Here is a 12,502-nt window from a genome sequence, read left to right on the forward strand (position 1 = left end):
TTTTTCATCGCCTAAAGAAATATGGTTTATAATAGGATTAGGGCGCAATAGACTGGTTAATAGCGGGACAAGACGAAAAATAGAAAAGAGAATTTCTTGTTTTGTGTAAATGTTTTTTATAATATTTGACATGTTGACAGATTATGAAATGAAAGTGAGTGATCCATGTGGATCTAACGCAAATTCAAAACCCTAGTTTTTTGAAAGATATGTCTATCAGTGAACTAGAGGGATTGAGTGAGGATATTCGTAAGTTTTTAATTGAAGAGCTCTCTCAAACAGGTGGACATATTGCACCTAATTTAGGTGTAGTAGAACTCACAATTGCTCTGCACAAATTATTTGATAGCCCGCAAGATAAATTTTTATGGGATGTAGGACATCAATCCTATGTACATAAAATTTTAACTGGACGTGCGAAAGAGTTTGGTACATTAAGGCAATATCAAGGTCTATGTGGTTTCCCGAAACGTTGCGAGAGTGAGCACGATGTATGGGAAACTGGTCATAGCTCGACTTCGTTATCGGCTGCAATGGGAATGGCTCTGGCACGTGATTTAAAGAAAACGAAAGAATATGTTATACCAATTATTGGAGATGGTGCTTTAACAGGCGGAATGGCTTTAGAGGCATTGAACCATATTGGACATGAAAAAACAGACATGATTGTTATTTTGAATGATAATGAAATGTCAATTGCACCAAACGTTGGTGCGCTTCATAATGTGCTCGGTCGTTTACGTACCGCAGGAAAATATCACTGGGTAAAAGATGAATTAGAGTATATATTAAAGAAAATCCCAGCAGTTGGCGGGAAAGTGGCTGCGACAGCAGAGAAAATAAAAGATAGTCTTAAATATTTACTAGTATCTGGTGTCTTTTTCGAAGAGTTAGGCTTTACATATTTAGGTCCAGTCGATGGGCATGATTATGAAAAGTTATTCGAAACGTTGCAATATGCAAAGAAAACAAAAGGCCCAGTGCTTGTTCACGTTATTACGAAAAAAGGAAAAGGTTATAAACCGGCTGAGAGTGACGTTATTGGAACTTGGCATGGAACAGGACCTTATAAAATTGAATCAGGTGACTTCGTTAAGCCGAAAGAAGTTGCACCAGCATGGAGTGCTGTCGTTAGTGAAACAGTACTTAAGCTAGCGAGAGCGGATGAGCGTATCGTAGCAATTACACCTGCAATGCCTGTTGGATCAAAACTTGAGAAATTCCAAAAAGAATTCCCAGATCGTATGATTGATGTAGGTATTGCAGAACAGCATGCTACAACAATGGCAGCAGGTATGGCAACGCAAGGAATGAAGCCATTCTTAGCGATTTATTCAACATTTTTACAAAGAGCATATGACCAAGTTGTTCATGATATATGCCGCCAAAATTTAAATGTTTTCATCGGAATAGATCGCTCGGGATTAGTAGGAGCAGATGGTGAAACGCATCAAGGCGTATTTGATATCTCATTCTTACGTCACTTGCCGAATATGGTGCTTATGATGCCGAAAGATGAAAATGAAGGGCAACATTTAGTTTATACGGCGATGCAATATGAAGATGGACCAATCGCATTGCGTTATGCTCGCGGTAATGGACTTGGCGTTCATATGGATAAAGAATTAAAGGCGATTCCAATCGGTACGTGGGAGACGTTAAAAGAGGGGACACAAGCAGCTATTTTAACGTTTGGTACGACAATACCAATGGCAATGGAAGCAGCTGAGCGTCTTGAAAAAGCTGGGGTTTCAGTGAAAGTAGTGAATGCTCGCTTTATTAAACCAATGGATGAAGCATATTTACATGATCTTCTAGGAAAGAATATACCGATTTTAACGATTGAAGAAGCTTGTTTAATCGGTGGTTTTGGAACAGGAGTAGTTGAATTTGCATCTGAAAATGGTTACCATAGTGCATTAGTTGAACGAATGGGTATTCCAGACCGCTTCATAGAGCACGGAAGTGTAACAAAATTATTAGAAGAAATTGGTTTAACGATAGATGCTGTTGTAGACCGTATTCATACAATGATTCCATCAAAACAAAAAAGGGCGTAACAAATGAGCGTAAAAAAAGAAAGAGTAGATGTACTATTAGTAGAGCGAGGACTTATAGAAACGCGTGAGAAAGCAAAGCGCGCCATTATGGCCGGACTCGTATATGCAAATGAGATGAGACTTGATAAGCCAGGAGAGAAAATCTCGCAAGATACTGAGATTACGGTGAAGGGACAAGTTATGCCGTATGTAAGTCGTGGTGGTTATAAACTTGAAAAGGCATTAGAGACATTTCATCTTGATTTACAAGATAAAGTTATGATAGATATTGGTTCATCAACTGGTGGCTTTACAGATTGCGCGCTTCAAAATGGAGCGAAATTATCTTATGCATTAGATGTAGGATACAATCAACTAGCGTGGAAATTACGTCAAGATGAGCGTGTTGTTGTAATGGAACGAACAAACTTCCGTTACGTGACACCAGCAGACTTAGAACGTGGTTTACCTCAATTTGCAAGTATTGATGTTTCATTTATATCATTAAAGCTTATACTGCCAGTTTTAAAAACAATGCTTATGCCTAACGGAGATGTAGCAGCGTTAATTAAACCGCAGTTTGAAGCTGGAAGAGAGCAAGTTGGGAAAAAAGGTATCGTTCGTGATAGAAAAGTACATGAAGCTGTTGTAGAAATGATTGTCGAGTTTGCTTTAAAAGAAGGCTATGATGTGGAAGGTTTAACATTCTCACCAATTACGGGTGGGGATGGTAATATTGAATTTTTAATTCATCTGAAATGGCATGGTGAACGTGAGAATGGCGAAAATCATTCTCCGATTTCTATAGAGCAAGTTGTTACAGAAGCGCATGACGTTCTAAAACAAAAAGGGAAAGGGGAATAACATATGTTGTTCCTCTTTTTGCTGTAATTGTATAATGATTGTAAAAACAATTGTGTACAAGAAACGAATTATAAGTTAACATAAATAAGTGAAGTATACCAATGTTTAAACTATGGTAAGAGATAGTGTGAGGTGCAAATGTATGAATAAAGGTCAGCGCCATATTAAAATCAGGGAAATTATTGCAAACAAAGAAATTGAAACACAAGATGAATTAGTTGATATTTTACGTAATGAGGGATTTAATGTAACGCAAGCAACAGTATCGCGCGATATTAAAGAACTGCACTTAGTGAAGGTGCCATTACATGATGGGCGCTATAAATATAGCTTGCCAGCAGATCAACGATTTAACCCGTTACAAAAATTAAAACGAAATCTAGTGGATTCATTTGTAAAATTAGACACGGCAGGACATATGCTTGTGCTAAAAACATTGCCTGGTAACGCTCATTCACTTGGAGCACTTATTGATCATTTAGAGTGGGATGAGATCATCGGAACCATCTGTGGTGATGATACTTGCTTAATTATTTGCCGTACACCTGACGATACAGGTGTTGTCTCTGATCGTTTCTTAAATATGTTGTAACAAAAAATCTTGTTTGCTTTCCATCGTAAAGTGGAAAGTGAACAAGATATTTTTATTGGTTAAAAATATGAATTTTCAATTGTAATATAATATTTTGTTTGCATAAAGTTAAAAAATAGATGGATTGACCCGTAAAACAAATGTTTGGTACAATGAAGCGGGTTAGAAGAGTATATACATACAAATATATAGCATGATTATTTGAATGAAGAACTGAGAAAATCCTTTAGTAAGGGATTATTTTATAACGAGGTGAATGGGGCATTGTTATCGGAATTATCGATTAGAAACTTTGCTATTATTGAAGCATTAAATATTTCTTTTCAAAAAGGTTTAACGGTTTTAAGCGGTGAAACAGGGGCCGGAAAATCGATTATTATTGATGCAATTAGTTTACTTGTAGGTGGCCGTGGGTCAGCAGAATTTGTTCGATATGGAACAGAAAAGGCTGAGATTGAAGGGCTATTTTATGTTGAAGATGAGAAGCATCCATGTATTGAAAAGGCAGAAGAGTTAGATATAGAAATAGAAGATGGTATGATTATTTTAAAGCGTGATATTGCTGCGAACGGGAAGAGTGTATGTCGTGTAAATGGGAAGCTTGTTACACTTAGCATATTAAAAGAAATTGGGAAAACACTTGTTGATATTCATGGACAGCACGAAACGCAAGATTTAATGAATGAAGAACGACATCTGTTTATGCTTGATCACTTTGATGGGGATCGAATCGTTAAACAATTAGACATATATCAAAACGTATACGCTGACTATGAAAAATTAAAAAAACAATTGAAATCGTTAAGTGAAAATGAGCAACAAATGGCACATCGCTTAGATTTAATTCAATTTCAGCACGAGGAAATTCGCAAGGCGGATTTAAAGATGGATGAAGAAAATGAATTAACTGAGGAACGATTGCAAATTTCTAATTTTGAAAAGATTTATAAAGCGTTAGGTGATGCATATCGTTCTTTAAGTGCCGACGGACAAGGATTAGATAATGTAAGAAGTGCAATGGGGCAAATGGAAAGTATTACACATTTAGATGAAGTGTATCAAGAGAATCATGATTCAATTGCAAATAGCTATTACTTATTAGAAGAGGTTGCCTATCAACTGAGGGAAAAGCTCGATATGATGGAATATGATCCAAATCGTTTAGATGAAATTGAAACACGTTTGAATGAAATTCGTATGCTAAAGAGAAAATATGGAAATAATGTAGAAGAGATTTTAGCGTATGCTAATAAAATTGAACAGGAAATTTTTACGATTGAAAATAAAGACGTTCATATTGAAACGACGAAGAAACAGTTGAAGGAATTAGAAAGTGTTATTATGAAAGAAGCAACGTTGTTAAGTAATATGCGTCATGAGCTTGCAGAACACCTTACAAATGCAATTCATCAGGAATTAAAAGAATTATATATGGAAAAAACGAAATTTGAAGTGAGAATTATGAAGAGAGAAGGAAATGCAGAAGAGCCCCTTGTGGAAGGTGCGCCGGTAAGACTTACGGCGGATGGTTACGATCATGTGGAATTTTATATTTCAACGAACCCAGGAGAGCCGCTAAAACCACTTTCAAAGGTTGCTTCTGGCGGAGAGTTATCTCGTATCATTTTAGCTTTAAAAAGCATTTTTTCTAAGCATCAAGGGGTTGCATCTGTTATTTTTGATGAAGTGGATACGGGTGTAAGTGGCCGGGTCGCACAGGCTATTGCGGAAAAAATTTATCGAGTATCAGTAAACTCGCAAGTACTTTGTATTACGCACTTACCTCAAGTAGCTTCAATGGCGGATTCACATTTATTTATTCGAAAACAAGTAGCGAATGATCGGACAATTACATCAGTTACTGTTTTAACTATGGAGGATAAAGTAACAGAAATAGCTCGAATGATTTCTGGTGTGGAAATCACAGATTTAACGACAGAGCATGCGAAAGAATTACTTACGCAAGCGCATCATTTTAAACAGACAGCAGAGGCTATCCAGTAATGGATAGCTTTTTTTCTCAAATGACGATTTCTTAATTCTTCCGGTTATAAATAAAGCACTGCAAGGAGAGATTAAAAAGTGAAGCCAAGAGGCTGAATGTGGGGTAGGAGCGAGGAGAGTGAACAAGTTGAAATTAGAAAAATTTCGAAAAATAATAGGTCTTTGTCTCCTTGTTTCTTTAGTTTTTATTGGATGTTTTAAACCGCTTCGAACGTTTATTTCATCACCGAAACAACTTGTTGTTTTTGAAGGGCAACAATCAGAAATATCATCATTACCAGTTTTCAAAGCTTCATCCACAAATCGTCATGTATTTACAGTGAGTTCGAATGAACAAAAACAAGGACTTATGGTAAATTCTCATCAAAATGGTGAAGCTGATATGGTATTTCAGCTTGCTGGTTTTCCAGTGAAAAAAGTAAATGTGAAAGTGTTAAAAGATTTTAAAGTGATTCCAGGTGGACAATCAATTGGTGTGAAATTAAATACAAAAGGTGTACTTGTTGTAGGCCATCATTTAATTCAAACTGAAAAAGGTAAAATATCTCCTGGTGAAACAGCAGGTGTACAAATTGGAGATATGATTACTGAAATTAATGGTAAAACAATTGAAAGAATGAGTGATGTAGCACCGTTTATTCATAATAGTGGAGAAACAGGTGAACCGCTTAATCTTGTATTGTTAAGAGATGGAAAATATATTCGTACGAAGCTAACTCCACAAAAAGACAACGGTGAATCGTCTTATCGAATTGGCTTGTATATCCGTGATTCGGCAGCTGGAATTGGAACGATGACATTTGTTCATCCAGATTCTATGAAATATGGGGCACTTGGTCATGTTATTTCTGATAATGATACGAAAAAGCCGATTCAAGTCGAAGATGGACAAATTATGCGCTCGACAGTTACATCAATTGAAAGAGGTAGTCATGGGAATCCAGGGGAGAAATTAGCAAGATTCTCACCAGACCGTGAAGTGATTGGCAATATTACAATTAATAGTCCATATGGTATTTTTGGAAAATTAAATACGAATATGAAAAACGGTATAATGGATAAAGCAATGCCTATCGCATTATCTCATCAAGTAAAAGAAGGACCGGCAAAAATATTAACAGTTATTGATCAAGATAAAGTAGAAGCGTTTGATATTGAAGTTGTTAGTACAGTGCAGCAAAAATTCCCAGCCACAAAGGGTATGGTAATAAAAGTAACAGATAAACGTCTATTAGCGAAAACGGGCGGTATCGTACAAGGAATGAGCGGAAGTCCAATTGTACAAAATGGAAAAGTAATTGGTGCTGTTACGCATGTATTTGTAAATGATCCAACATCAGGATATGGTGTTCATATTGAATGGATGTTACATCAAGCTGGAATTAATATTTATGATCAAGAGAAAAAAGCGAGCTAATATATATTATTAGCTCGCTTTTTCTGTTGAAAAATTCGTTGAAATTTTGTAAAAGCTCCGCAAGAGGTGTTTTTTGTTGTAAAATAAAAGGAAAGGGTTGAACGTTTCGTTGTATTTCTATGATGGAATGTGTTGTGAAAGGGAATAAATGAACGATAAACATATTTTTTTGTGATTTTATCGGAAAGTAAGAAACTTTAAAAGGGAATTTTCACACAATTGTCGAACAATTCATGTAGCCTAGAAGGATACACATGTCGGAGAATCGATTCGGTAAGGGAGGAAAAGCTGTGGAGAAAATTAAAGTATGTCTTGTGGATGATAATAAAGAACTAGTATCAATGTTAGAGAGCTATGTAGCCGCTCAAGATGATATGGAAGTAATCGGTACTGCTTATAATGGTCAAGAGTGTTTAAACTTATTAACAGATAAGCAACCTGATGTACTCGTTTTAGACATTATTATGCCACACTTAGATGGTTTAGCTGTATTGGAGAAAATGCGACATATTGAAAGGTTAAAACAGCCTAGCGTAATTATGTTGACAGCATTTGGCCAAGAAGATGTGACGAAAAAAGCAGTTGACTTAGGTGCCTCATATTTCATATTAAAACCATTTGATATGGAGAATTTAACGAGTCATATTCGTCAAGTGAGTGGTAAAGCAAACACTATGATTAAGCGTCCACTACCATCATTCCGATCAGCCACAACAGTAGATGGAAAACCGAAAAACTTAGATGCGAGTATTACGAGTATCATTCATGAAATTGGTGTACCCGCTCATATTAAAGGATATATGTATTTACGAGAAGCAATCTCCATGGTATACAATGATATCGAATTGTTAGGATCGATTACGAAAGTATTGTATCCAGATATCGCAAAGAAATATAATACAACAGCAAGCCGTGTGGAGCGCGCAATTCGTCACGCAATTGAAGTAGCTTGGAGCCGTGGGAATATTGATTCTATTTCGTCCTTATTCGGTTATACAGTATCCATGTCAAAAGCAAAACCTACGAATTCTGAGTTTATCGCAATGGTTGCGGATAAGCTGAGACTTGAACATAAAGCTAGTTGAGAGTAAAAGTAGTAAGGGATTTAAGCTTTAGTAAAGTTTAATAATTCTTGAAATTGATACTCGATATCAAATTTAAAACCAATGAACTTTTTATTTACAGACCAATGAATGTTATAATTCGTTGGTCTTTTTATTTTGTTGAGAAAAAGAGATTATTTGATAGTATGGAAAATAAAACCTATTTTTAGTAATATTACATGTAAGTGAGTTTTTTATAAGGCAATAAAATAGATATAGATAGGGAGAAGGGGAATGGAAAATAAAATTTCAACTTGGCTAGGAATAGTAGCAGCTATGGGAGTTCTTGCTATTGCAGTTACATTTGGAATGTTAGAACTTGCAGATAATCCCGTAGATAAAGAAGTGAGTGCTCAAATAGATAAAAAAGAAGACCAAACAATAGTAGGTAGAGAGGTAGATGGGGTCTTTGTTGATGTGTATGTTACTGAAAATTCTACTGAAAGCGAAGTCATTACAGCGATGCATCGCATGACTCATCAAAAAGTGGTGGCAGAACGAAAATCAGGCTCTATCCCAATGATTCAAAGTAATACTAAAAAATTAAAAGAAATTATAAATAAGAGTAGCTTTGCGAAGAAAAATGAACTTTTAGCAATTGCTGATAGATGGGCGAAAAAAGATTTTAGTAAAATTGTAGAAGATCACAATTATCTCTCAGATGCTCAAGAAGATAGCGTTTGTAAAGCAACTAGAGCAATGGATGCGTTAGAAGAGCAACATTATATTTTAACTACATTCGGGGAGGAAAAAGCGAAAGAACTATACGAATCAGGGGATGCTCCGCACGTTCAATAAAAAACAATATAAAGGGCTTCTAGTTTTTTATGATCGTGTTTTTAGGACGCAATGGGGACTTATAAATAAATGGTCTGCTTTCTTTATGACGTGTAACAAAAAAGAAAAGATGTGACTCATTATTAAATGATGAAGGAACGGCTAAATCACATCGTAGTACATCTGTTAAAGGATTTTAGTAGGAAAGGCATCCGTGATATAATAGAAAATAATAAAAAGTCCTGCAAAACAGGACTGTATTATTCTTCGTCTTTATTTTGTTTTTCTAATTCAACTAGTTTTTGAATTAAAATGTGCTGCGGCATATGCATGAGTTGTTCAAGTGGAACACCTAGTGCTTTTGATAAGCGGACTGCAGTATCTGGAGAGATTTGTAATGGTCTCATAGAAGTACCTCCTTTTTCGTATAGTATAGCATAAGATTGGGGGAGTGAGGATGACTCTTATATTTGCACATCGTGGTGCGGCTGGAACGTACCCAGAAAATACAATGATTTCATTTGAAGCAGCTGAGTCTTTTAGAGCGGATGGAATTGAACTTGATGTTCAATTAACGAAAGATGGAAAAGTTGTCGTCATTCACGATGAAACGGTGGACCGGACAACAAATGGAAAAGGTGCGGTTCGCAATTATGTATATGAGGACTTATGCAAGTTAGATGCAAGTTATAAATTTGGTGATAAAGTAGGTTTTTGTAAAATACCACTTTTAGAAGAGGTATTAGAATGGCTTGAACAAACGAGTTTGCTACTTAATATTGAACTTAAAAATAATAAAATTCCATACAGAGGTTTAGAGGAAGAAGTTATAACGCTTGTACGGAAATTTAGTCTAGAGGATCGTGTTATATTTTCTTCGTTTAATCACTACAGTATGAAACGGTGCCATATGATGGCTCCTGATATTCAAACAGCAATTTTATATCGCGAAGGTTTGCATAGTCCGTGGGCATACGCGAAAAAAATGGGGGCTACAGCAGTACATCCGAATTATCGTTATCTTCAAGATGCTATTGCCGAACTAACGATGGAAAGTGGTGTAGAAGTTCGCCCTTATACAATTAATGAAGAAACGCTTATGCGTAAATATTTTGATATGAATATATCGGCGATTATTACTGATTACCCTGAAACGGCAAGAACGTTATTGCCAATAAAAAAATGAGACCGCGTGTAACGGTCTCATTTTTTTATTTATAAATAGTGGGGCATTCCTATCTTCTAAAGCGAGCTTGTACTTTATTTCGTTTGCGATCTCGGTGCAAGACGAAGCCACCAAAGATATAAAACCCTAGCGCGAAGCAGAGAGCGCCGATTAAAAATTGTAACCACAGTATGGAAATTGGTGGAAATAGAATCCCGAATACAGTATCTCTCATTAACTTTATACCAAACACAGCTAATGAAATAGGGATGAGTGCTAATAGTAGAGCAACGTAACGCTGCATACATAACGCTCCTTTTCAGATTATTTCGTATATTTTAATGATGTTATACGGAAAGGGGGTTTGTCAAGAGGGTGCTGAACGAGTAAGATAAGGGTGTGAAAAAATTTGCAGAGTTACTTCGAGAGGAAGTGTAATATATGAAACAAAAAGTATTAATTGTTGGTGCAGGTGAAGGCGGGAGCGCGCTGCTGAATCTGTTACAAAGTTCGAATATATTTCAAATTATAGGGATTATTGATATAAATCCGTTGGCAAAAGGACTACAAATTGCTAAGGAATACGGGATTGCAATTGGAGAAAGTGTAACTCCATTTCTTTCTATGCATATCGATGTAATATTTGATATGACAGGTGAAGATGATGTACATAAAGTTTTATCAGAAAAAAAGAAAAAAGACACTCTTCTTATACCAGGTGATATCGCAAAAATTGTTACAGGATTAGCGCATGAGAAGGAAGGGCTAATTGGGCGGTTAGAGGAACAGACGCAACAAGGAGAATTAATTTTAAATTCTACACATGACGGCATGATTGTAATTGATCGAGAGGGACAAGTTCGTCTTTTTAATAAAAGTGCAGAGCGTATTATCGGATATAAAAAAGAAGAGGCGATAGGAAAGTATATTTTAGAAGTCATTCCAACTAGTAAATTACTTCGCATTATACGTACGAAACAAATAGAAGTAAATTATGAACTGACATTAGAGAATGGAAAGAAAATTATTACAACGCGTATTCCAATATTAAAAGAAGGAGGAGAGGTACAAGGGGCATTTGCAATTTTTAAAGATATAACAGAAGTTGTAGATCTTGCGGAAGAAGTTACAGACTTAAAAGAAATTCAAACACTATTAGAGGCAATTATTAACTCATCTGAAGAAGCGATTTCGGTTGTGGATGAAAAAGGAAGAGGTTTAGTCATTAACCCAGCATATACGAAATTAACGGGTTTAACAGAAGAAGATATTATTGGGAAGCCTGCTACAACTGATATTGTAGAAGGCGAAAGTATGCATATGAAAGTACTTCGAACGCGTCGTGCGGTGCGCGGAATACATATGAAGATTGGGCAAAAAAAGAGAGATGTAATTGTAAACGTAGCACCAGTTATTGTGGATGGAATATTGAAAGGAAGCGTCGGTGTTATCCGTGACGTGTCGGAAATTCAAAAATTAACAAATGAATTGAATAGAGCAAGGCAAATTATTCGTACATTAGAAGCGAAATATTCATTTGATGATATTGTCGGAAATTCAGATGAAACAACGGCAGCTATCGAACAGGCGAAGCTAGGAGCGAATACACCAGCAACAGTACTGTTACGCGGGGAATCTGGGACTGGTAAAGAATTGTTTGCACATGCAATCCATAATGGAAGTAATCGAAAATACAATAAGTTCGTCCGTGTAAACTGTGCGGCCATTTCGGAGACGTTGTTAGAAAGTGAATTATTTGGTTATGAGGAAGGGGCGTTTTCTGGAGCGAAAAGAGGCGGGAAACGTGGGTTCTTTGAGGAAGCGAATAACGGTAGTATTTTTTTAGATGAAATAGGGGAGTTGTCTGCAAATACACAAGCGAAACTCCTTCGTGTATTGCAGGAAAAAGAAATTGTAAAAGTTGGTGGAACGAAAGCGATACCTATTAATGTTCGAGTAATTGCAGCGACACATGTGAATTTAGAAAAGGCTATTCTAGAAGGGAAGTTTAGGGAGGATTTATATTATCGATTAAATAAAATTCCAATTCAAATTCCATCTCTTCGTCAACGTAAAGGAGATATACCGACAATTGCGGACAGATTGATTCAAAAAATTAATCAAGATTACGGTCGTAATGTAGAAGGGCTCACTGATTCAGCTGTTTTATATTTACAATCATACGAATGGCCAGGAAATGTGAGGGAACTTGAAAATATTTTGGGGAGAGCTATTATCTTTATGAATTATAACGAGACCTATATTGATGTACACCATTTACCGCCATTACATAACGAAGAGCAGGTGGAGTCAAAGCAATCTCATTTATTACCTGAATTAGAAGAAAAGCCACTTGAACATTTAGTGACAGAGTTTGAAGGGAATATTATTTATGAATATTTGGAGAGATTTGAGGGGAATAAAACACAAACTGCAAAAGCGTTAGGAATTTCCGTTCGAAATTTATATTACAAGCTAGAAAAGTATGACCGTGCAAAAAATAGCATGCAATAAATTGCGTACCGTGCAATTTATTGCATG

11 protein-coding genes are annotated in these 12,502 nt (G+C 36.1%); 9 read left to right on the forward strand and 2 right to left on the reverse strand.

Going from position 1 to position 12,502, the window contains the following annotated elements; translation table 11 throughout:
* Positions 1-167 precede the first annotated feature (167 nt).
* The 7 genes from dxs to B9A45_RS08495 all read left to right on the forward strand — a co-directional run bounded on the left by dxs (position 168) and on the right by B9A45_RS08495 (position 8,817).
* A complete protein-coding gene (gene dxs, locus B9A45_RS08460) occupies positions 168-2,060 on the forward strand; it encodes a 1-deoxy-D-xylulose-5-phosphate synthase (protein ID WP_084063979.1) in 1,893 nt (630 codons plus the stop codon).
* Between the two features lie 3 nt (positions 2,061-2,063).
* The gene (locus tag B9A45_RS08465) at positions 2,064-2,903 is read left to right on the forward strand and encodes a TlyA family RNA methyltransferase (protein ID WP_000111874.1); all 840 of its coding nucleotides are present in this window, start codon (positions 2,064-2,066) and stop codon (positions 2,901-2,903) included.
* Between the two features lie 142 nt (positions 2,904-3,045).
* On the forward strand, positions 3,046-3,495 hold the full coding sequence (gene argR, locus B9A45_RS08470) for an arginine repressor ArgR (protein WP_001032580.1): 450 nt from the start codon (positions 3,046-3,048) through the stop codon (positions 3,493-3,495).
* A gap of 264 nt (positions 3,496-3,759) precedes the next feature.
* Positions 3,760-5,499, forward strand: a complete 1,740-nt coding sequence (recN, locus tag B9A45_RS08475; RefSeq protein WP_084063980.1) for a DNA repair protein RecN — start codon at positions 3,760-3,762, stop codon at positions 5,497-5,499.
* Between the two features lie 118 nt (positions 5,500-5,617).
* Positions 5,618-6,916, forward strand: coding sequence for a SpoIVB peptidase (spoIVB, locus tag B9A45_RS08480; RefSeq protein ID WP_002000940.1), 1,299 nt, complete (start codon positions 5,618-5,620; stop codon positions 6,914-6,916).
* Between the two features lie 290 nt (positions 6,917-7,206).
* On the forward strand, positions 7,207-8,001 hold the full coding sequence (gene spo0A, locus B9A45_RS08490; RefSeq protein ID WP_021727703.1) for a sporulation transcription factor Spo0A: 795 nt from the start codon (positions 7,207-7,209) through the stop codon (positions 7,999-8,001).
* A 252-nt stretch (positions 8,002-8,253) separates the two neighbouring features.
* Positions 8,254-8,817 (forward strand): PRK06770 family protein, encoded by a 564-nt coding sequence (locus B9A45_RS08495; protein WP_084063982.1) that lies wholly within the window; start codon positions 8,254-8,256, stop codon positions 8,815-8,817.
* 239 nt (positions 8,818-9,056) lie between these two features.
* On the opposite strand, the gene B9A45_RS08500 is transcribed toward B9A45_RS08495, so the two are convergent.
* Positions 9,057-9,203, reverse strand: coding sequence for a YycC family protein (locus tag B9A45_RS08500; RefSeq protein WP_001247671.1), 147 nt, complete (start codon positions 9,201-9,203; stop codon positions 9,057-9,059).
* 50 nt (positions 9,204-9,253) lie between these two features.
* Here B9A45_RS08500 and B9A45_RS08505 point away from each other — a divergent pair, with 50 nt between their 5' ends.
* Positions 9,254-9,982 (forward strand): glycerophosphodiester phosphodiesterase, encoded by a 729-nt coding sequence (locus tag B9A45_RS08505; RefSeq protein WP_000172580.1) that lies wholly within the window; start codon positions 9,254-9,256, stop codon positions 9,980-9,982.
* A gap of 49 nt (positions 9,983-10,031) precedes the next feature.
* Here B9A45_RS08505 and B9A45_RS08510 read toward each other — a convergent pair whose 3' ends face one another.
* Positions 10,032-10,265, reverse strand: a complete 234-nt coding sequence (locus B9A45_RS08510) for a DUF2627 domain-containing protein (RefSeq protein WP_001190210.1) — start codon at positions 10,263-10,265, stop codon at positions 10,032-10,034.
* Between the two features lie 137 nt (positions 10,266-10,402).
* Between B9A45_RS08510 and B9A45_RS08515 the strand changes: the two genes are divergently transcribed.
* On the forward strand, positions 10,403-12,475 hold the full coding sequence (locus B9A45_RS08515) for a sigma-54 interaction domain-containing protein (RefSeq protein WP_084063983.1): 2,073 nt from the start codon (positions 10,403-10,405) through the stop codon (positions 12,473-12,475).
* Positions 12,476-12,502: the final 27 nt, after the last annotated feature.

Origin of the sequence: Bacillus sp. JKS001846, from assembly GCF_900176455.1 — a bacterium.
Lineage (GTDB): Bacteria > Bacillota > Bacilli > Bacillales > Bacillaceae_G > Bacillus_A > Bacillus_A cereus.

What these genes read in the sequence shown, in the direction of transcription:
- B9A45_RS08465 (WP_000111874.1), top strand. Translation starts at nt 2,064, where the DNA reads ATGAGCGTAAAAAAAGAAAGAGTAGATGTACTATTAGTAGAGCGAGGA.
- argR (WP_001032580.1), top strand. Translation starts at nt 3,046, where the DNA reads ATGAATAAAGGTCAGCGCCATATTAAAATCAGGGAAATTATTGCAAAC.
- B9A45_RS08495 (WP_084063982.1), top strand. Translation starts at nt 8,254, where the DNA reads ATGGAAAATAAAATTTCAACTTGGCTAGGAATAGTAGCAGCTATGGGA.
- B9A45_RS08500 (WP_001247671.1), bottom strand. Translation starts at nt 9,203, where the DNA reads ATGAGACCATTACAAATCTCTCCAGATACTGCAGTCCGCTTATCAAAA.
- B9A45_RS08505 (WP_000172580.1), top strand. Translation starts at nt 9,254, where the DNA reads ATGACTCTTATATTTGCACATCGTGGTGCGGCTGGAACGTACCCAGAA.
- B9A45_RS08510 (WP_001190210.1), bottom strand. Translation starts at nt 10,265, where the DNA reads ATGCAGCGTTACGTTGCTCTACTATTAGCACTCATCCCTATTTCATTA.
- B9A45_RS08515 (WP_084063983.1), top strand. Translation starts at nt 10,403, where the DNA reads ATGAAACAAAAAGTATTAATTGTTGGTGCAGGTGAAGGCGGGAGCGCG.